This window comes from Erwinia sp. V90_4, from assembly GCF_029967685.1.
GTDB lineage: Bacteria > Pseudomonadota > Gammaproteobacteria > Enterobacterales > Enterobacteriaceae > Erwinia > Erwinia aphidicola.
In genome coordinates, this window is sequence record NZ_JASCAQ010000050.1 from 14,233 (window position 1) to 33,264 (window position 19,032).

General features: G+C 49.1%; 18 protein-coding genes and 1 tRNA gene. 7 read left to right on the top strand and 12 right to left on the bottom strand.

Going from position 1 to position 19,032, the window contains the following annotated elements; translation table 11 throughout:
- The first annotated feature begins 167 nt into the window (after positions 1–167).
- The 5 genes from QLG07_RS12700 to QLG07_RS12720 all read left to right on the top strand — a co-directional run bounded on the left by QLG07_RS12700 (position 168) and on the right by QLG07_RS12720 (position 4,241).
- Positions 168–1,088 carry a formate/nitrite transporter family protein gene (locus QLG07_RS12700; protein WP_282469335.1) on the top strand — a complete coding sequence of 307 codons (921 nt, stop codon included), beginning with the start codon at positions 168–170 and terminating at the stop codon, positions 1,086–1,088.
- A gap of 70 nt (positions 1,089–1,158) precedes the next feature.
- Positions 1,159–1,233: transfer RNA gene (locus QLG07_RS12705), tRNA-Arg, on the top strand.
- Between the two features lie 160 nt (positions 1,234–1,393).
- Positions 1,394–2,551 carry a tyrosine-type recombinase/integrase gene (locus QLG07_RS12710; RefSeq protein WP_282469336.1) on the top strand — a complete coding sequence of 386 codons (1,158 nt, stop codon included), beginning with the start codon at positions 1,394–1,396 and terminating at the stop codon, positions 2,549–2,551.
- A gap of 17 nt (positions 2,552–2,568) precedes the next feature.
- Complete coding sequence (locus QLG07_RS12715; RefSeq protein ID WP_282469337.1) at positions 2,569–3,105, top strand: HNH endonuclease signature motif containing protein; 537 nt, start codon at positions 2,569–2,571, stop codon at positions 3,103–3,105.
- A gap of 386 nt (positions 3,106–3,491) precedes the next feature.
- Positions 3,492–4,241, top strand: coding sequence for a BRO family protein (locus QLG07_RS12720; RefSeq protein WP_282469338.1), 750 nt, complete (start codon positions 3,492–3,494; stop codon positions 4,239–4,241).
- A gap of 100 nt (positions 4,242–4,341) precedes the next feature.
- Here QLG07_RS12720 and QLG07_RS12725 read toward each other — a convergent pair whose 3' ends face one another.
- From QLG07_RS12725 to QLG07_RS12745, 5 genes are all read right to left on the bottom strand, one after another.
- Positions 4,342–6,198: an acyltransferase family protein gene (locus QLG07_RS12725; RefSeq protein ID WP_282469339.1), complete on the bottom strand. Its 1,857-nt coding sequence runs from the start codon at positions 6,196–6,198 to the stop codon at positions 4,342–4,344.
- Between the two features lie 66 nt (positions 6,199–6,264).
- Positions 6,265–8,472 carry a hypothetical protein gene (locus QLG07_RS12730; protein WP_282469340.1) on the bottom strand — a complete coding sequence of 736 codons (2,208 nt, stop codon included), beginning with the start codon at positions 8,470–8,472 and terminating at the stop codon, positions 6,265–6,267.
- Positions 8,473–8,565: 93 nt separating this feature from the next.
- On the bottom strand, positions 8,566–9,270 hold the full coding sequence (locus tag QLG07_RS12735) for a Rha family transcriptional regulator (protein ID WP_282469341.1): 705 nt from the start codon (positions 9,268–9,270) through the stop codon (positions 8,566–8,568).
- An 84-nt stretch (positions 9,271–9,354) separates the two neighbouring features.
- Complete coding sequence (locus QLG07_RS12740) at positions 9,355–10,248, bottom strand: phage antirepressor N-terminal domain-containing protein (protein ID WP_282469342.1); 894 nt, start codon at positions 10,246–10,248, stop codon at positions 9,355–9,357.
- A 71-nt stretch (positions 10,249–10,319) separates the two neighbouring features.
- On the bottom strand, positions 10,320–10,481 hold the full coding sequence (locus tag QLG07_RS12745) for an Arc family DNA-binding protein (protein WP_282469343.1): 162 nt from the start codon (positions 10,479–10,481) through the stop codon (positions 10,320–10,322).
- Positions 10,482–10,590: 109 nt separating this feature from the next.
- Here QLG07_RS12745 and QLG07_RS12750 point away from each other — a divergent pair, with 109 nt between their 5' ends.
- Together QLG07_RS12750 and QLG07_RS12755 are read left to right on the top strand one after the other, a co-directional pair.
- Positions 10,591–10,977 (top strand): Arc family DNA-binding protein, encoded by a 387-nt coding sequence (locus tag QLG07_RS12750; RefSeq protein WP_282469344.1) that lies wholly within the window; start codon positions 10,591–10,593, stop codon positions 10,975–10,977.
- A gap of 43 nt (positions 10,978–11,020) precedes the next feature.
- Positions 11,021–11,491, top strand: coding sequence for a hypothetical protein (locus tag QLG07_RS12755; protein ID WP_282469345.1), 471 nt, complete (start codon positions 11,021–11,023; stop codon positions 11,489–11,491).
- 42 nt (positions 11,492–11,533) lie between these two features.
- Here the strand turns inward: QLG07_RS12755 and QLG07_RS12760 are convergent, their stop codons facing one another.
- From QLG07_RS12760 to QLG07_RS12790, 7 genes are read right to left on the bottom strand one after another with little or no spacing between them, the layout of a single operon-like run.
- A complete protein-coding gene (locus QLG07_RS12760; RefSeq protein WP_282469346.1) occupies positions 11,534–13,993 on the bottom strand; it encodes a host specificity factor TipJ family phage tail protein in 2,460 nt (819 codons plus the stop codon).
- Positions 13,980–14,399 carry an NlpC/P60 family protein gene (locus QLG07_RS12765; protein WP_282469347.1) on the bottom strand — a complete coding sequence of 140 codons (420 nt, stop codon included), beginning with the start codon at positions 14,397–14,399 and terminating at the stop codon, positions 13,980–13,982. Before QLG07_RS12765 ends, QLG07_RS12760 begins: the two co-directional genes overlap by 14 nt.
- The gene (locus QLG07_RS12770; protein ID WP_282469348.1) at positions 14,362–14,829 is read right to left on the bottom strand and encodes a hypothetical protein; all 468 of its coding nucleotides are present in this window, start codon (positions 14,827–14,829) and stop codon (positions 14,362–14,364) included. The genes QLG07_RS12765 and QLG07_RS12770 overlap by 38 nt, the downstream gene beginning before the upstream one ends.
- A complete protein-coding gene (locus QLG07_RS12775; RefSeq protein ID WP_282469349.1) occupies positions 14,829–15,323 on the bottom strand; it encodes a hypothetical protein in 495 nt (164 codons plus the stop codon). Before QLG07_RS12775 ends, QLG07_RS12770 begins: the two co-directional genes overlap by 1 nt.
- Before the next feature lie 12 nt (positions 15,324–15,335).
- Positions 15,336–15,560 carry a hypothetical protein gene (locus QLG07_RS12780; protein WP_282469350.1) on the bottom strand — a complete coding sequence of 75 codons (225 nt, stop codon included), beginning with the start codon at positions 15,558–15,560 and terminating at the stop codon, positions 15,336–15,338.
- 1 nt (position 15,561) lies between these two features.
- Positions 15,562–18,309 (bottom strand): tape measure protein, encoded by a 2,748-nt coding sequence (locus QLG07_RS12785; protein ID WP_282469351.1) that lies wholly within the window; start codon positions 18,307–18,309, stop codon positions 15,562–15,564.
- A 42-nt stretch (positions 18,310–18,351) separates the two neighbouring features.
- Complete coding sequence (locus tag QLG07_RS12790) at positions 18,352–19,026, bottom strand: DUF6246 family protein (RefSeq protein ID WP_282469352.1); 675 nt, start codon at positions 19,024–19,026, stop codon at positions 18,352–18,354.
- Between the last annotated feature and the right edge of the window lie 6 nt (positions 19,027–19,032).

Here is a 19,032-nt window from a genome sequence, read left to right on the forward strand (position 1 = left end):
CCCGGCGCGGTTTTGCGGCTCTGTACGCCCTAAAGCGCACAAAAACAGCTGAAAACATCGCTGCGGTTAAAGCTTTGTTACTCTTCTTATAAAATCTACTTACATTTCACTTTTTAGCGACAATACCCGCTACGCTTATCAGGACACTTTATTACTGGGGGGGAAAAATGGATAACACACAAAAAGAGACTGAAAATCAGGTTGAGAGCGAAGAGAGCGAACAGGGCGAAGAGATCGAGGTGGATGAGGAGGCGTTGCCCTCACGCGCTGCTGCGGTCCATGAACAGATCCGCCAGGAAGGTGAAAAGGAGTTAGAGCGTGATGGGCTGGCGCTGCTGTTTTCCGCCATCGCGGCCGGGCTGTCGATGGGCGCATCGCTGATGGCAAAAGGGATCTTTCAGGCCAATCTGCATGACGTCCCCGGGGGGTTTCTGCTGGAAAACCTCGGCTACACCTTCGGCTTTATTATCGTCATTATGGCGCGCCAGCAGCTGTTTACTGAAAACACCGTGACGGCCGTGCTGCCGATAATGCATAAACCTAGCGGCAGTAACCTGCTGCTGCTGCTGCGCCTTTGGGGGCTGGTCCTGGTCGGGAACCTGGTGGGTACCGCGCTGGCGGCGCTGGCCTTTACCCATATGCCCATTTTTGACGATACGGTGCGCAGCGCCTTTGTCAGCATCAGTCAGAAAGTGATGGAGAATACGCCGGGAGAGATGTTTGCCAATGCGGTGGTATCCGGCTGGATTATCGCCACTATGGTATGGATGTTCCCTTCCGCTGGCGGCGCGAAAATCTGGATTATTATCCTGATGACCTGGCTGGTAGCGCTCGGCGACCTGGCGCATATCGTGGTCGGTTCGGTTGAGATCTTCTATCTGGTGTTTAACGGTGAGATCCCGTGGCAGCAGTTTATCTGGCCCTTTGCCCTGCCGACGCTGGCGGGTAATATCATCGGCGGCACCTTTATCTTTGCCCTGATCAGCCACGCGCAGATCCGCAACGATATGAGCACCGAGGCCAAAGCTAAAGCGCAGGCCGAGGCGAAGCGTAAGCAGCATAAAGAGAAGAAGGATTGCGCGGATTGATGGTTAAACGCGCAGTCAGTCAGGTAACTGGTTAATCCGCGGCGATAATTGCGCTATACTGCGCGCCGCGGTCCCCTTAGTTAAATGGATATAACGAGCCCCTCCTAAGGGCTAGTTGCAGGTTCGATTCCTGCAGGGGACACCATTTACCAGTTCGCCACCCTCCGCAGTAGTCCGCTAAATCCCTTTAAACTCAGCACTCACTTAAATTACCAGTTCGCCATAGTTCGCGATGGTTCGTTGACAGCCGCACTCTTAAGCGGGTAAAAAACGAGTAAATAAATTTACCCACCGGAATTTTACCCATGCTGACCGTGAAGCAGATAGAAGCAGCAAAGCCAAAGGAAAGGCCATACCGACTACTGGACAGCAACGGTCTCTATCTGTACGTGCCCGTCTCCGGCAGGAAGGTATGGCAGATGCGTTATAAAATTGACGGGAAGGAAAAGGTTTTAACGGTGGGGAAATACCCACTGATGTCTTTGCAGGAAGCGAGGGATAAAGCATGGAGCGCCAGAAAGGAAGTGTCTGATGGTGTGGATCCGGTGAAGGCAAAGAAGCAGGCGGTAGCTGATAACACCTTCGGGGCAATATACGCCGAATGGTACGACCACAAAAAACAGGTGTGGTCTGCCGGGTATGGCGACGAGCTGTCCCGTATGTTCCGTGATGACATCCTTCCAATGATCGGCGCCATGGATATTAACGACATCGAGCCAATGAAGATTTTGGAAGTCATTCGCCTGTTTGAATCTCGCGGTGCCATGGAGCGCGCAAATAAAGCCCGGCGCAGGTGCGGGGAAGTATTCCGGTACGCGATAATTACCGGGCGAGCCAAATATAACCCGGCGCCTGACCTGGCTGACGCAATGAAGGGATATCGGAAAAAGAACTACCCTTTCCTTCCCGCCGACCAGATACCTGCGTTTAATAAAGCGCTGGCTGGCTTCTCCGGGAGCATCGTTTCAAAGGTGGCAACGCAGGTTCTTCAGTACACGGCGCTCCGAACTATCGAACTGCGCTCCATGCTATGGAAGGACATCGACTTTGAAACCAGGACTATCACCATCTCCGAAAAGGTGATGAAGGGTCGGCGAATTCACATCGTTCCGATGTCACAACAGGTCGTGGATTTGCTTGAGGGGTTAAAGCCCATAACGGGACCAATATCAGATTTTGTGTTTGCCGGAAGGAATGACAAAAAGAAGTCCATTAGCGAAAACGCCGTTCTTCTTGTCATCAGGCAGATAGGATATGAGGGGCTTGCGAGCGGGCATGGGTTCCGCCACCAGTTCAGCACAATCATGAACGAGCATGAGTGGCCTGCTGATGCCATTGAGAAGCAGCTTGCGCACGCCAACAGCGGATCTGTGCGCGGAATCTACAACCACGCGCAGTATCTTGATAAGCGGCGCGAGATGATGCAGTGGTGGGCTGATTTTTTGGATGGGAAGTTTTCTTAATTTTGTAAGGGGTTTTCATGCAAGAACGAATTATCACACAAAAGCGTCTCAAGGAAGTTTTGACATATAACCCTGAATCCGGTGATTTCTTTTGGAGGGAAAGCAAAGGTTGCGCCGCCGCAGGGAAGAAAATAGTATCCGTTGATAGTAGTGGATATTTTAAATTAAAAGTAGACGGTAACTATTATCTTCTTCACCGGCTTGCATGGCTTTATACATACGGGGTGTACCCATTATCATGCATTGATCACATTAATAGAAACAGACGTGATAATCGCATAAGCAATCTTCGACTGGCCACCAATGCAGAAAATTGCAGAAATGCAGGGATGAGGAGTGATAACACCAGTGGAGTCACTGGCGTTGGCCGCATAGGCAGTAAATGGAGAGTCAGGATAATGGTCGATGGGGTTACGTTGCACCTTGGAAGCTACAATGACATTGAATTAGCGGAGTTGGTAGCAGTGGAGGCAAAAAACAAATTTCACGGCTCTTTCTCGTCGGCAAAGAATGACTGGATTGACGGAAAGGTAACGATTAAAGCGGGGAGCTAGCCCCGCCCATCAAATCGCCGGCCCGTTGAAATCATGATGCTGCGTAATCGTCAGCACGACGGTCCCGATCACAATCACCTCGCTCAGCGCCTCGCCTTCAAAATTCCTTTCTCTTGACTATTTCAGATATCCGGGGCTATATTCCCCGTGCAGCCGCAAAATCGGTTGCCGGGATTGGTCTCCCGGATATCTAACACGGCGCATACCACGCCTGACGTGGTTTTTTTATGCGCATAGCACAGTCACATCAAAATTATGGTGGGTTGTGTGGGGGCTTCTACGGAAGCGCCGGGTTCGTGTTAGCCGGTAAGACCAACTCCGCACAACTCACCACCCAAGATTGGTCTCGAAGGTGGTGTAAGTCTCACTAACACGAGGTCATTACTATGTCAGCATTAGCTAACCATCATGTATCTTTTTCATTTCAAGAATCCCATGACATACGCATCCAAGTGATCGGCGGTGAACCTTGGTTCTGCCTTAAAGATGTGTGCGATGTATTATCTGTTGCAGTTGCCAGTCCATCGCGCTTTCAGATGGATATCAAAGGGGTTACAAAAAATGTAATCCCTACCGATGGCGGCAAGCAGCAACTGACATTCGTCAACGAACCGAACCTGTACCGCGTCATCTTCCGAAGCAACAAGCCAGAAGCAAAACAGTTCCAGGATTGGGTGTTTAACGAAGTGCTGCCAACGATCCGTAAAACTGGTCGTTATGAAAAGCAGCCGCAATCCGAACCTCTTTCCCCTGCCGATATGGGAAACCTAAAGCGCCTTGTGTGGCTGATGACAAATGGAATGAAGTTCGATCAGGCATGGAATGCTGGAGTCTGGTACTGCCTACGCTCTGCCACCGGGCGACCATCTCCGCAGCCTTTCTCTGTAGAAGACTTGCCTGTACTGGGCGAAGAGTGCCGCCGAATCATGAAAATAACATCAGCTGTGCATGCTGCATTCTATGACTTCGAGAAGCAGGTTATTAGCAAGGTCGTTCGCAAGCGCGGAGCAATCGAACCGCTGCTTAACGATATGCGCCACAAACTTATGGAACTACAAAATCAGGAAAGCACCGGAGCGCTAATGCTTGATAAGCTCAGCGAGCACGGCGTGAAAGAGTTGCTTAGTCGCCAGTGATGGCGATGGCGCACGGAAGCGCCATACTTAACCGGGTTAGCAGGGAAAATTGTCAGGATGATGATTGGTAAGAGCAAAACCCGCATGTGCGGGTAGTTAATCAGAATAGCTCAGGATAGATTTTTTTAAGATTCCTTCCAAAGATAGTCGACCCTTCAAGAGTAAAATGATTTGTGTCAAAATACTCAAATTTCTTATCTTCCGATATTATTTCGCATTTTTGCTCTACTCCGCATTGTGCGCGCAACGCGTCAATATAAAATATGTTAAATTTATCAAGACCAGAATTTGCGAAAAAGTTTATTAGATCTGTATTCAAAGAAAACCTACTCACATCATAATATCTTTCCGCAAATTTATTTACCATGCTAGGGTTTACGCTTTTATTTTTCATAGCTTCAACTACAATTTCTGAAGCTGACATCTCAAAATCCATCTTAGGCCCAACAACATAAATTGGCGAATCAGTCCTACTTCTCAACTCACGAAGAATTTTATTGGTATCACCAATATCAACCACCTTCCAGTTGTCGTGCATAATTATGATATCAGCATCTTTTATCCCCTTGAAACTTAACACGCTATCCAAGACTTTATCACAGTGCTTAATATCAGCCGTGGAGTTTGGTGTGTATCCAAAATTACTACATAAATTTGTCGTCCTCAGGTAGCTAATTTCACCTTTTAATCCATTCTCAACAAGTGCATATGTCAAATCGACGCCGTGAGAATTTCCAATGATTATTATCTTCTTTTCACCATTCTTAGGAATTGGGTGCAGTTTATCCCCATCAACCCAATACCGTGCCCTCTCCTTAGCTAACTGCGATGGAGTAATGAGAGCAAAGGGAAATCTTGAAGGAACTCCGCTATCACTTAGCACATATGCTGAAACTTTATATGGAATAAAAACCACAACAAAACAAAATATCAACTCTCTATATTTATAAGTCGAATTTTTCTTTAAAATATTTATCGAAGGCCTTTCAACTAAGTGATAAGAGAGGCTACCAATTAAAAAAGACAGAGCAATAGCAGAAATAACATAGGTACTACCATCAAAGCCCATGAAATTAATATAAACAAAAATAGGCCAGTGCCAAAGATAAACTGAATAAGATATTTTACCAATGTACTGAAATACAACATTATCTGTTATAAAAAAATTAGAGCTACATCCCAATATAAATATAGCCCCACCAAAAACCGGAATAACTGCATTTATACCCGGCCATGAGCTCATGTTATTGAATAGTATTACAGAGCCCATAACCAACAAAATACCTAAAAATTTAAACTCTCTAGCTCTCTTAATCTTTATTATAGAGGAAATGCTAAAAATAGCACCTCCAGCCAGCATTTCCCAAGCTCGATAGTAAAGCAAGTAAAATGCTGAAGATTTATTTACACTAACCATATGGCAGGATGCAATTAGAGAAGCCAGCATAAAAAATGCTAGTATGAATGGCATATTTCTCTCAGAAACAACCTTTCTTAAAAGCATTATTAAAATTGGATATATTATATAAAACTGCCACTCAACAGAAAGTGACCAAGTGTGCAACAGCCATTTCTCTTTTGATGAAGAATCAAAATAGTTTATGTTATGAAAATAATCTATGTTTGAATAAAATAAAACACTAGACTGAACATGTGATGCTAGAGTATTAAAATCTGTTGGTATCAAATAAAACCACCCAAATGCTAAAACCGACATGCACAGAACAGCAAGGGCTGGAATAATTCTCCTAGCCCTTTCAAGGTAGAATTCAGCCAGATTAAAAGTGCCGTTTTCAGCTCTTGTCAGTATGATCCCTGTCATCAAAAATCCAGAGATGACGAAAAAAACATCAACCCCAGCAAAACCACCGCCAAACCCTGGCACTCCGAAGTGATAAAGAACTACTGAAAGAACAGCTATAGCCCTTAACCCATTAATATCCTTGCGAAATTTCAAATCGATAGCCTCAGTTATGATTTTTCACAGATCATAACTGTTTCTTTACTCAGAATCAGCAAGAACTTAAATAACGTTAGTGACTTCTCCCGAAACTATTACCTTAACACCTTGCCCACCCGCATCCTCCCCTCTCAGCGTCATGCCAGCCCTTCCTGTATTGCTACCAAAGAGAATATCAAGACCAGAAACTGGACTAAAGTAGTTGTTAAGCGTTTTATAGCTTGCGGCCGGGGTGTCAGAAATGGCTGAACCGATTATTGAGGTTTGCCCTTTTCTCTCCAGATATCCTGTAAGGCCGGTTGCCCTTCTTACAGTTGCACTCAGATTAAATGTATGTCCATCGTATCCTTTCATTGAACTATCTTGGGTGAACCTAAGAACCTCTGTAGCCCCAGGTGAACTTTGTGATGTAGATAACCCAGTAAATTTAAAACTTGTTATTGAGTTAGGTGTCTGAGAGCTATCATAGAACCTCTCAGTTTTTATTGACTTGAAAATATACCTACCATTAACGTATATCCCCTGCAGGGAATGCAGATTTTGACTAATGTCTACCTCAGGCCAGTTGTATAAATCAATGTTGTCGTTTACTGACATTGTTGTTCTTTCGTTAATGTTAACTGCAATTGTGAACTCATTAGTTATTCCTGAAATCTTTATGCTGGACCTTCTGTCAATTCCAGAGTCTATAGTAACAGAAGGATTTGCTTGAGCGAACGACGCACCATGAATGTCAAGTCCATCGACATAGCCATAAATAAACACCCTAGATTCCTCAGCATACAAACCATGTATTTCTGTCGCACCTGAATTCCACACTTGCAGTTGCCCAACTTCTACTGTTCCAGTTAACGATGTTCCTATAACAGGTACTAAAACAGCAGAGCCATTTGTATGAGAACTAGATAATGGCTTATCTAAGGTTAGAATATTACCTGATATCCCTATTATGTATGGAGCTTCAAGAGTTGTCCCGCCCTGTATTTCAATGATGTCAAAAATAGTAAATCCAGTTGCCGACGCTACGGTAATAGTTGTAGATCCTGCACTTGCAGCTGCTGCAAGAGTTGTTCTCGGACCTCCAATAGCACACGCCACTGTAGTCGATGCCCCTCCAATATATCCATCCAGTTTGATTGAGTTATACCGAGCACGCAGGCCGTATTGCGTAACAGTTGCCCCGTTAGTGCGGGAACCCGTAAGACCAGTCCAATGTACTACCAATGCACATATATCGATGTTAGACCAGCGATGACCAACTGATTTATAGCTCAATTTTGCATAATGGGCTGTACAGACGCTTCGAGATGCTGCGCTGGCGCCATTGCCGTCAATATTTCCGTCCAGCATGAAGCCGCCTACCTCTTGGTAGAAGTGCAATTTGTCCCTGTTGCGGTCGCGAGGGTCAATGCCGAGATGGTGCATCGAGATACCAGAGGTGGTAGATACCAGCATCGTGCTATCCCATCCAGCACCCCAGAACCGGAACGCACGCTTATCAACATCCAGCGTGAAAGCGCCAATCTGATAAATGCCAGCAGGGAATGACAGGCTGCGAACGATAGCCTGTGCGCGAGCTACACGGTTTCCTTCATCGACTGCTGCCACGTTCTGAGCTGCTGTACCGCCAAATGCAAACTCAGCATAGTTCATATCTGCGCGGCAGATAAGGTTAGCAAACCCTCCATTACCAAGGCTCACAGAGTAAGTCGTGGTGTCTTTTACTGTCGAAATCAGCCATTTTGATTCCTGCTTCACGCCGTACTGATTAGCGAAAGTCACCGCTACCATTCCGTTAATCAGTGGGATGGTATTACCCGATATGGCTTTGCCGGCGATCATATCGGTCACGCTGTTGAAGTTGATGGAGATATTGCTGTTCACCCACGAGCGGAGTGTGGCATCCCCAATCGATAGCCAGGCTCCCGTTCCAGTTCCGCCTGCAGATGCTGGCGTTGAACCTGCTGCCACAATTTTCGGCAGAGCACCGTCCCAGCGGTAATACTCTCCGTCTGTTGTGTCTTTCAAAATCTGATTCGGCAGGGTAATGGTGGAACCAGCCTGGAAGGTTCCCACCGGGATCCATCCGTATTGTGCGATAGCCTGCTGTGCCAGCCAGCGCAGGCCCTCAATGGTGTAGTGTTCGCCTCCAAATCTGTCAGCATATTTAAGCGCCAGAGAGGTGACAAACTCGTCAATTTTCCCCGCGTTGAATTTTAGGTCGCGAGGTGATTCGGACGGTACGGCGTCTTGCGTTGGTGTGGTAGCCATAATTTTCCCATGAGGATTCGACGCTGAAATCAGCGTTATCGTTGTGGTGGTTTTGAATGCCCGCGAGTGCGGGCTTATTGGTGGTGTTTCTAATTATGCAACGTCGGCGCCGTGAATCAGATGTCGTAGCGCCTTGATACCTTCTGCGTTGTAGCGGAATGCTTCAACCTGCTTACTGCTGTAGGCTGACTTATCCATTACGAAAATTCCGTACTGGTCAGTCTTCAGGTCATTAAGATTGGCGATGCGGCCAATCTTCTGTGCTGATACCCCGAGCATATCGCCAACCTCGCTAGCTGTATGGTAATGCTCCTCCATCTTAGGCAGCGGCAAAAGCTCAATCCCGGCCGCATCATTCACCGCGCGGGCCATCGCAGTCTGCTTTGCCACGTCGCTCAGCTTGGGCATGAATGAAAGCGCCATGCTCATTGCCTCAACTTCCATCTTAATGGCGCGAGCGCGACGATACTCAGGCAAGTGCGACTTAGACTTTTGCGGCAGAACCTCACCAGACTCAAGCTGACGCCAGCGGGTTGCCACCTTGTGACGCAGCGGAATGCTGTAGCCAGTCATTAGGGTGAGAGTCAGGTCTTGGTCTAGCCAATACTCTTGGTAGGTGCGCCCTTTACCATCTTGGTAATCAGCCGAAAACTCGGCCGATTGAAAATTGAGCGCTTCAAACATCTTGCGACAATCTTCCAGTACATGCTTATGCTGCTTCCCAGTCAATTTTGCAATCTCACGGCTCGACATTTTAGTGACAGCAGATCTTTGTTTTGCTACAGTAAGTTTAGTCATTTAGACCTCGAAGTTTTATTTGACACCTGATAGCCAGCAGCTAGACCCTGCTGGTTTTTCTTTTTGCGCCATCCCATACGCCAATCAGTGAATCCCCCTTGTATCGCGTAATTTCCTGAACATGCCTTCAGCGTTCACTACTGACCTTTCAGCCTTGTCCAAGTTTGCAGCCTCTCGCAAAAGAGCCTCTTTGGTCCCCTGCGTGAAGAAGCGCGTCTCATGCGCCAGGTCGTAGAAGAATCCTGAGAACTCTGAGCGCAGCTGCTTCATAGCCGGGTAAACCTGTTTGCCAGCCTGTTGCGCCTTCTCCATCCACAATTGCATGTAGCAGAGATTCACCACTTCCTCGTCGCTGAACTGTTTGGTTGCTTTAGTCGGAAGTGATTCCTTCCCAACGAACTCACCTTCAATGACTTTCCCGGCCAGATACTCCACTGCCTCAGCAGTCTGCTTTGCTGACAGCTCGTCGATATGCTTAACGCCGAACTCTTTGTGAACCAGCTTGTAAACCGCCTGATAGGTCATGCCGTACTTACCCATGATGCGGTTGACGATGCCACGCAGCGGTGTGCGATCATCAACGGTTGTCTCCGGCTTGCGGATGGCAGCGCCTTTGGTCCAGTAGTCGTGCAGAGCGGTGAAGCATTCTTCCTGATAGCGCACCAAACGATCGCGAATGTCGTCGCGCACCTTCGCTGGGTTGATACTGAACAGCCAACCGTTTAGCTTCTTCAGCGGGATGCATCCCATCATGCGTTTTTTCAAATCTCCGGCAACCATATTGATATCGATATAGTTGAACTTATCCTTGTTTTGCATGAGTTTTTGCTGCTGAGCACCCCAAGCAAGACCAATGTTCTCGACAATAGGCTTCATTGCCACATAAGCCACGCCCGCCGCCATTGCGGTGATGATGTGCTGGCCATGGAATGGTAAAGAGGTGGTGTTTACTGCTTCAATAATTGCTATACTGTTCATGTTAATTCTTCCGCAAGTTGGGTTAACAAATAGAGGCCCTGACTGTTCTAGCAGTTGGGGCTTCGTCGTTTTTATGTTTCAAGAAGCCCATCCTGCTTTAAGCTCTTCTCTAGGCGCTTTATAAGCTCACTGTTCAATGATCGACCTTCATTTCTTGCCGCTGACTTTAAGATTTCTTTCAGACATGGCGGTAACCGCACTCCTGTTGGAGGGATATCTTTAACTTGATACATGAACTCTCCCAATCACTACATAATGTAGCAACCAATGCTACATCATGAGCGTAGATTGTCAACGACATTTCCACTACATTATGTAGAAGATATGTATAAGGGTGTGGTTATGAAAGGTGCAAGTGCAATCGCTCCTTTAGGTATTCGGTTACCTGAAGAGCTAAAAATTAAAATTCAAGAAAGCGCCGCAGCTAACGGGCGGTCTGTTAACTCTGAAGTTGTATCCTTGCTTGAATCGGCTTTGGGAGAGCAGTCTGGAGAGGTTCGGGGTAAAAATTCACAGGTGATTGATGGACTGCATGAAACAATAAATCAGCTAGTTGAATCAATGAAATTACAAGCCGAATCCATACAGCTTTACAAAGAGCAGGTTATGTTGATAAAGGCTTTGGTAAGGAAGCAAACTGGTTATGACGTTCAGGCATTTCTTGATGCAAATGTCGATTACGAAGCCCTAGGAGTTCCGCGTCCAGATACCTACAAAAAGCCCACCTGAGTGGGCTATCGATGTCAAAAATATCTCGCTGGAAAGAAAACATATGGACAAATTCGATAGAACCATCCAAAGAAGATTGCTGCAGTACTTATGTGACATTTACCCGGCCACAGCTGACAGTCGTTCTCTAACCGAATTCGTTGAAGGCTTTGGGGGTAAAGAAAATTTCACAGCAAACATATTGTATCTGTCTGATCATGGTCTGATTGAGACTAAAGTCAGTTCTGAATTGGCCCGTCGCATACCTATGACAATTGATTCGCTTACAAAGATAACCCATAAAGGGATTGATTTTATACGGGATGATGGAGGTCTGAGCGCAATCCTGAACGTTCAAACCATCAAGTTCCACCGCGATGCCGTGGTTGTGCTTGAAGACCTCATCGCCCTTTCAGGTATGAACGATGCGGAGAAAGAGAAGGCAAAGTCTAAGCTGTCTGAGCTGACGACGGAGTCACTCAAGACTGTCGTCCAGACGGTTACAACTGCCGGGCTAGCAGCTCTAATTAAGTGATCACGACACATCAACAAAAAGCCCACCTGAGCGGGCTTGCTTTTAGGGGTAAATCAGATCGCTGTACTCCGACAGCGTGAATGATGTCGTTCCGTCGGCATTGGGCTTCTTGTCGTCAACTTTCCAGAGCGTTGCATCCATCTCCTGCTGCGTCGCAATGACATAGCGTGATGGCGATTGCACGCTGTACCCGTCGTAAATATTGAGGCTAATATCCGGTAGGGCTGCGGTAAAACCGAAGCGTGTATCTGGCCTCATTGTCGCGGGATAACGCTCTGACGTGCGACCAAGGCTGTCAGTGACGGTGACGAACATCTGGCCGCTAAATGTGATAGCCTCGCTCGTGTCAAAGTCATTCCCTGCCCGGCGCACAACATATCCTGACTGTTGATTGGTGTCGTAAGTGTCCGGCACCTGCACCATATCCCCGACGGACACATACTGGCCGTCAGCCAGCGTTTTGCAGCTCATCTTGCCGCGCGAGTGCACCAGCTTATTGACCTCAACCAGCGCCCGGTCATTGGCCTGGTACTCATTCCGTGAACCATTCAGAGAGATTTTGAGGGGATTCTTGGCAGCCTCTTTCACAATGCCGGTTGAAGTAACCCGGTACCGGATATAGGTTTTCTTGTTTGTTGAAGGGCTTACATACTCAATTTCCACGCCGTCATAGCCGCCTGGCATGGTCATTGAGTAGGACAATTTATACTCGTCAGCGACCATGTTAGAGCGGTTAAAGGTGGTCGCCGGATACTGTACGCGCTGATCGCGAACGAACGAGAGCACGGCATCCTCCCAAAAAGCAACCACACGCGCTACGTTACACGTGGTTTCCGCCCGGTTTCCGAGCGAGATATCCTCGTCGTCGAAGGTATAGTCAAAGTACCCCAGGCGCGGATCCGGCAATGAACCTGCTATCTGATACAGGCCATAAAGGTCAATTGAGCTTTCATCCTCCCCGCCAATAACCAGCCACTGGTGAGCCAGCGCATCGGCAAATGACCGGGACGGCCGCAGGGTGTAATCAACCGTACGCGTCGTCATGCTGTAGCTGATAGTGTGCCGGGTAATGAGAGCGTTGTATTTTCGGTCTCGCACGCCAGTTGCCTGCTCGGTGGCCCTGACCGTCACCCGCACAAGCGTGTCATCAGGATGCACCTCATTATTTCTCACCCTGACAATATGAACCTCGCTCAGCTGCAGCACGCTGGTATCGTTACTGTTGTTGGTCCGATAGACCTGCACTGCATAGCGCCCATATCCAGCCGCTGGCGTGATTTTCACAGTGCGGTAAATTGTGTCCGATCCGCCACTGTTGTTGCTGAGTCCGCCGGAGAAATTCTGCGTAGTCCCGGCTACCGGGTTGTTATCAGCGTCAACTTTCCAGATGGTCCCTGAGTAATTCGCATAGTCACCGTCGCCGAGTTGCGCCTGGAAATGAACCCACAGTTGGCCACCCTCGACCGGAGCAAAAAACGGGCCGACAACCAGGGGCTGGTTGTCATTGAGCACGAATTTTGTGGTGTTAATCGTTGCATTCGATGGCGTGGTTTGCGCATCGCTGCCGCTAAGGTTGTTGAAGAAGAAATTGTAATAACGCACGGGATTAATCGTGGCGCCATTATCGGTAATTGTGGCATTGAACAGGTCGGCATTCAGCGTGATGTCACGCGTCACCGGGCCGCTTGCGGTGTTGTAGGACACGTTGATGACAAACGTTACTGCGTGGGGCTTGCTCAGATTGTAGAAGTAGTCGAACTGTGACTGCAGTACGATTTTCATTGAGACCTGCCCGCCGGAGAACTGGCCGGAAACTACAGTGTTGGCTGTCGCGGAGTAAGCGGGGAATTCGCCACTTTCATTCGGTCCGGGTATCTCCTGGCCGTCAACGTCATCGAATTCGAACCCTTCATAAATCACCGGAATAACTTCACCCGGGCCGAATACCTGATACGAAGCGCCCGCCAGAGAACCGAGCGTTGATTCTGAGTAGCGCACGCTCTCGACGGTGTATTTACCCAGGCCGAAATTCATCCACTCCGTCACGTATTTGACGTTATCGATGAACTCGAACATGGACTGCTGAATGAGGTCCGGGTAAGCCCGCACCTGACCGTAAACGTCCGGCCGGGCCTGATACGTGCGCGCCACATTCGTCTGTCCGGTCAGCTTATTATTCGGCGATTCCTTACTGTTGCTGTCCGCTACAGAAAATGACTGTTTGGGCATCAGGAAGCTGAAAACCTTGCTGACTACTTTGAAAATAGGACTTAGCACATCGCCGATCACGCCTTTGGGCTGGTCGAAAACCTGCACCCTGTCACCCTCAAGCAGCGCAAATCCTACCTCGTCATCCGGGCCCAGCTCCCGCCCGTTGAAAACGACAACAACATCGCTGTGCGTGTCGGCATTCAGCAGCCATTCGGAAAGCAGCGTGCCAGCGGCAACGCTAAATCTCTCGCGCGGCGTGCCGGGCACTCTCTGTAACTCAATCAGCGGCATAGGCCTTGTACTCCAATTTTGTAAACATCCGCTCAACTGCGGCCAGGCGATCGCTGCGAACGGCGCCGTTCTCTCCACGACTGTGAAGCGCACGGCCATCGACTATCACGCCGATGTGCGCCGGGCGATCTCCGTCATACGCAATGAAGATGCCCCCCTCCTCTGGACCCGCCACGCTACACCAGTGGATGACCTCATCGGCGAAACAGGTGATGAAATCGCTGTCGGCCTCATATCCCGCCGAGTGGTGTATTTCACGGCCTTCCACATGGCGATAAAACATCACGACCAGGCCCCAGCAGTCGCATGCGTCGAAAGTGCAGGCGCGGTTGCGCCACGGCACCCCGATCATGCGTGCCGCGAATTCACTAGCCGATTTGCAGGCCGGGCCAGTCTGCTGGGTCATAGGGCCTCCCCACATTTTTGTTCAACGGGTTTGTCATCGACAGAGACACATTCACATCACTGCCATCCATGTTGCAGTCACTCACATACAGCCGCCATTTCTTAAGCAGCGTGCGCATATCTGCGTCATAAAGTGCATATGTCGCGGTGATTGGCTCAATGCGCGCATAGCTCTTCCAGGCCTTCAGCCTTTGCTTGAAATCCTGCGCGAGGCGGCTGAATTTAAGCGTGCTGTCGATTACCGGGGTGCTGCTCTGCTGGCTCTCTGTCAGCTCGAAACGGCACGGCAAGTATTCGCTGCCCGCGATGTTTTTCGGAAATACCTGGTTGTTGACGATGCTGACATAGCCGAATGTGGAGTGATAAAACGTGATGGTTTCGTACTGAATGCGATTGGGCCGCCTCGCTCTTATCTCGCGTAATGTCGGCATCAGGGTAATCTCGGTAGTGATTCGGGGTCGCGATTGTCCGGGTAGCCGGTCACGATGATATCGAGCCAGCTGGCCCACGGCGGCGGCAGTTCGACGATAATATCGTCGTACTCATCGTCCGAATTGTTCAGCTGCCTGCAGATAACGCTACCCGTCCATGTATAGATGCTGCCGGACTGGCTCCAGGTTGGGTATGCAGTAAAATGAAGCTCCTGCACCTCTAATCCTGTATCTCCCGATCCGGTCCCCAGGCGCATCGTGAACCACTGGTTTCCGTTATCGAGGTAGTTTGGGCTGCGCAGCCACTGCATAAACGCCCGGTGCTGGTCACGGGTGAAAATCCACGTCAGGCTGAAAGTAGTCTTCAGGTCGTCAGTGAGCTTCTGAAAAATTGGCGGACCTACCTGGGGAGTCTCTGTCCTGAAGCCTGTATCGGTGCTGGGAGATTTGCCGCTCTTCTGTGCGAGCGGAAGCCATTCAGGATAGGCAATCATTATTACTCCAATTCAGTCAGAAATACCTCTTAAACAAGAATCATCATCATGATAATTAATGTCGAACGAAGTCAGGTCGCCACCATTGGTTACGATAAGATACTCGCTTGATGGAATTACACATTCAATGATGCTTCCCCCAATAGTTGTAATGCGAAAACTTAGTGGTCTGTTTGCACCAAATTTTATCTCCTTTCCTGGTTCTAAATTCGCTATTTCGGTGGCGTTTTTTTTCATATCATCCTCTTGCCCTTCTTGGGGCGCTGTGAAAATTAGAAATAGCCTGACTTATCTCACCACCGTTGGCAATATCAGTGACAATAGTCTGTATAGTGACATTACCGTTACCGTCTGATGTTGCTTGTGTATCTACAGTTGCATTGCTGGAATAGTTCTCAATATTATTGATGATCGTGATTCCACCACCTTGCATATCCTTGTTGCTGATAACTGAACCATTATCGCCAGGTATCATGTACTGCTTACCGCTGCTTGCCTGGTAGATTTCAGGCATTCCACCCTCGCCCACTTGGTACATTGAGCCAGCACTGACAGGCCCACCGTTTTTCCTTTTTCCAGCGATCCCGGTTGCCAGCACTCCAAGAACTGCCCCCAGACCAATAGCTGCTGCAGTACCAAATGATGCTATCGAGGCAACTATCGCGGCGGGAGTCCACGCAGCCGTCGTAGTGGCTGCCGCGGCTGTACTCGCTGCCGTTGTGGTAGCCGTTCCGGCAACCGAGGCCGCTGTGGTAGTGGCAACAGCTGTCGTTTGAGCAGCAGCCCCAGTCACGGCTGACTTAACCCACTCCACCCCCATCTGGACGAATGAGTTGACCAGGCTGTTGAGCACGGTCGAGCCAAGCGAACGCATGGCGTCTTGCGCTGACATACTGCCAGTGATTATTCCGGTCAGTGCGTTTGAAGCATTTCCTGCGAATGAGTCGAACGCGGCCGCAGCTGCATCATTGCCTGCGCTTTGCTGACGCCAGATTTCCCACTGAGCCGCGATTCTTTGCTCTTCATACTGAGTGTTGGCTGCATTTCTCAGCGCCAAACCCTGCTGCTCGGTGATTGTTTTCTGCTGCTCAAACTGCTGGATCAGCGCAAGTTTCTGAGCATTTTCATTCGCAAGTGCCTGCACCGGGTCGACAGTTCCAGCTGCAGCTTGCTGAGGAGTAACGGCCTGGTCTGCGCGAATTTTCGCAAGGTTAGCTTGGTGCTGCTGCTCAAGCTGCTCAGAAGTGGCGTTGTATTGCTCTTGGCTAATTTTCTTTGCAGCAAGCGCCGTGTTTAGATCCTTAACATCCTGGCTGTAACTGGCATTTTCTCTGCTTTCTGGCAGCAACTTCTCTGCGGCGGCCTGAGCGCGGATAGCATTCCCTGTATCCCATTTTGCGGCAGCGTACTGTCCTGCAAGCTTGATGTCATCTTGAGTGGCAGCACTGCCGAGAGATTGCTGCGCTGTTAGGATTGCCTGCTCACGGCTTAATTCTCTTGTAGAGTCAGCAGACAGCGCAGCCTGCTCTTTTAAAGCGGCCAGCTTCTCTGCTATCGACTCTGCTTGTGATGCTGACTTCTTACCCTCGGCATTGTTGGTCTTCTGTGCCTGAGTATTACGGTAAATTTCTGCATATTGGTCCTGCAGCGATTTTACCCGCGGGTCGGTGCTTTTAATGCCAGCGTCTTCTGCGTCATACTGAGCTTGCAGCCTTGCGCGTGCCTCTCCTTCGAGCTTTGAAAGTTCGATTCGGCGCTGTGATTTCTTAATCAGGTCATCTTGCTTCGGATTAGCAGTGCCAGCGCCCTTTACTGCTATATGCTTACTGGAGTCCTCCATGTCCTTAGCTGCTTTAGCGCGGATATGAGCAATTTCTCCTTCGACCTGTTTGAGCTTGCTGGCTGCCTCCCCCCTTCTCTGCTGAAATATTGTGTCAGACTCATACCAGCGTTGCCCGTCCCTAAGCTCTTCGTTGTACTCTTTTTGGAGGGAGATGAGCTTAGGCATGCGGGAAGAATCTCCCACATTCTTGTTGTAAAAGTTGAGGTTGTTGGCAACAGACTGCATCAGACCTGCCAGCTCTTGGGTTAAGCCAATAGACTGATTGAGGTCGTTAATCATATTTTTGAAGGCGACATCAAGACTATTTTTGGCGCGATCCACCGTCACTGGCATTTTTTCGAATTCAGTATTTACATTGCCAGCCTGCTTCTGGATCGCGTTTAGTGCATCCTCCGCTGTCAGCTTTCCTTCCAGCATACGCTGACGCAGCTGCCCAAGTGACAAACCGAGGCCAGCCGCCATTTGTCGCGCCAGTTCCGGCATATTCTCCAGTACAGAGTTGAACTCTTCCGCTCGTACAACGCCACCGGCTATCGACTGCCCGAACTGACGCAGTGCATTCGACATCTCTTCCGCAGATGATCCACCAACCACACCAATTTTCTGAAGCGTGTCGGTCAGCATAAGAACCTGACCGTTAGTTGCTCCCGCTTCTTTCAGGCTGGCGGTAAGGGTTTCCCAAAGTTTCTCTGTACTGGCTAGACTATTGCCTGTATTAGCCGCAATCGCGGATAGTGATGCCATGGTGTTTTTAGCCTCCTCCATGCTGCCACTGAGTCGCGTTACTCGCGCCTGCAGCATTGTCATGTCATCAGCTATTTCAATTAGCTTAAGGGCGGCCTGCACGGTTATGTAGCCCTTAACCAAACTAGCGAGACGCGAGAAGCCTCCCCCTAGTTGCTCTGCTCCTCGACCAGCAGAAGATAGGTTATCACCAGCATTTTTTGCCCCGGAAGAAACCGAACCAAGCGTGCTTGATGCCTTTCTTCCGGAGGAATCTACTTTGTCAAAACCACCACTGGCTGCCTGCGCATTTTTGTTTAACTGCTCAAGCACTACAGAAGCTTTACGACTACCAGTCATAAGCTTGGCTGTTTCTATCTCGATTTCATACTGCAGCTTTCCACCGTCAACTGTCGCCATTGTTTCTCTCCGGGCGTAAAAACCCGCCGAAGCGGTTCACTATCATTTGGCCTTTGAAAGTCTTCTGGCCTTCTTGGCAAGATATTCATCTGCCACGGCTTCGTACTCGTCACGCGTAAAGCCTTTCTGCTCGGGATATTTCGCGGCTAGCATCATTTGAAATTCCGTCATGCTTAACTGCTCTGCTTCGTCCCGACTCATGCCGAAGTGGTTACGTGCGGCGCTGATGTATTCGAAGGCGTTGAACTCAGTAGTAGCTTTGTTGCTCTCATGCCGCTGGAGCTGGCGCACCTTAGCTTTTCCGATTATGCCGTGGGTGATAAGTGACTGGGCGATGAGAACCATGTCACTCAGTGGCATCGCCCCTTTTCGCCAGACGAACGTCCATTTGCCAGACTTGCCGGGGATAATCTCGCCTATTAGCCGAGACAGGTCACGCTCACAACATGCAGTCAATACGCTCATTGCGGCCATAATTGCGGGTTTACCAATCTCCCTGCGGCTCACATGATCGAGCAACCATGCGGGGATGGTTCCGTATGCATCCATGGCTCGCTGAAGCAGCGGTGTAACCTCATCGTTATGCAGGTCATAGAATGCCTGCACGATCTCCTGTGGCTCACCAATGCGGCTCATTGCGGAGAATGATGGCCGGAAGAAATATTCATCTTCACCAGCAGTTATGAGGCACTCACCAATCTCTTTATACGGCGTCATGTGGTC

What these genes read in the sequence shown, in the direction of transcription:
- QLG07_RS12740 (WP_282469342.1), bottom strand. Translation starts at nt 10,248, where the DNA reads ATGAACAGTATAGCAATTATTGAAGCAGTAAACACCACCTCTTTACCA.
- QLG07_RS12710 (WP_282469336.1), top strand. Translation starts at nt 1,394, where the DNA reads ATGCTGACCGTGAAGCAGATAGAAGCAGCAAAGCCAAAGGAAAGGCCA.
- QLG07_RS12770 (WP_282469348.1), bottom strand. Translation starts at nt 14,829, where the DNA reads ATGCCGACATTACGCGAGATAAGAGCGAGGCGGCCCAATCGCATTCAG.
- QLG07_RS12775 (WP_282469349.1), bottom strand. Translation starts at nt 15,323, where the DNA reads ATGATTGCCTATCCTGAATGGCTTCCGCTCGCACAGAAGAGCGGCAAA.
- QLG07_RS12755 (WP_282469345.1), top strand. Translation starts at nt 11,021, where the DNA reads ATGGACAAATTCGATAGAACCATCCAAAGAAGATTGCTGCAGTACTTA.
- QLG07_RS12700 (WP_282469335.1), top strand. Translation starts at nt 168, where the DNA reads ATGGATAACACACAAAAAGAGACTGAAAATCAGGTTGAGAGCGAAGAG.
- QLG07_RS12760 (WP_282469346.1), bottom strand. Translation starts at nt 13,993, where the DNA reads ATGCCGCTGATTGAGTTACAGAGAGTGCCCGGCACGCCGCGCGAGAGA.
- QLG07_RS12730 (WP_282469340.1), bottom strand. Translation starts at nt 8,472, where the DNA reads ATGGCTACCACACCAACGCAAGACGCCGTACCGTCCGAATCACCTCGC.
- QLG07_RS12780 (WP_282469350.1), bottom strand. Translation starts at nt 15,560, where the DNA reads ATGAAAAAAAACGCCACCGAAATAGCGAATTTAGAACCAGGAAAGGAG.
- QLG07_RS12785 (WP_282469351.1), bottom strand. Translation starts at nt 18,309, where the DNA reads ATGGCGACAGTTGACGGTGGAAAGCTGCAGTATGAAATCGAGATAGAA.
- QLG07_RS12720 (WP_282469338.1), top strand. Translation starts at nt 3,492, where the DNA reads ATGTCAGCATTAGCTAACCATCATGTATCTTTTTCATTTCAAGAATCC.
- QLG07_RS12790 (WP_282469352.1), bottom strand. Translation starts at nt 19,026, where the DNA reads ATGACGCCGTATAAAGAGATTGGTGAGTGCCTCATAACTGCTGGTGAA.
- QLG07_RS12765 (WP_282469347.1), bottom strand. Translation starts at nt 14,399, where the DNA reads ATGACCCAGCAGACTGGCCCGGCCTGCAAATCGGCTAGTGAATTCGCG.
- QLG07_RS12745 (WP_282469343.1), bottom strand. Translation starts at nt 10,481, where the DNA reads ATGTATCAAGTTAAAGATATCCCTCCAACAGGAGTGCGGTTACCGCCA.
- QLG07_RS12735 (WP_282469341.1), bottom strand. Translation starts at nt 9,270, where the DNA reads ATGACTAAACTTACTGTAGCAAAACAAAGATCTGCTGTCACTAAAATG.
- QLG07_RS12715 (WP_282469337.1), top strand. Translation starts at nt 2,569, where the DNA reads ATGCAAGAACGAATTATCACACAAAAGCGTCTCAAGGAAGTTTTGACA.
- QLG07_RS12750 (WP_282469344.1), top strand. Translation starts at nt 10,591, where the DNA reads ATGAAAGGTGCAAGTGCAATCGCTCCTTTAGGTATTCGGTTACCTGAA.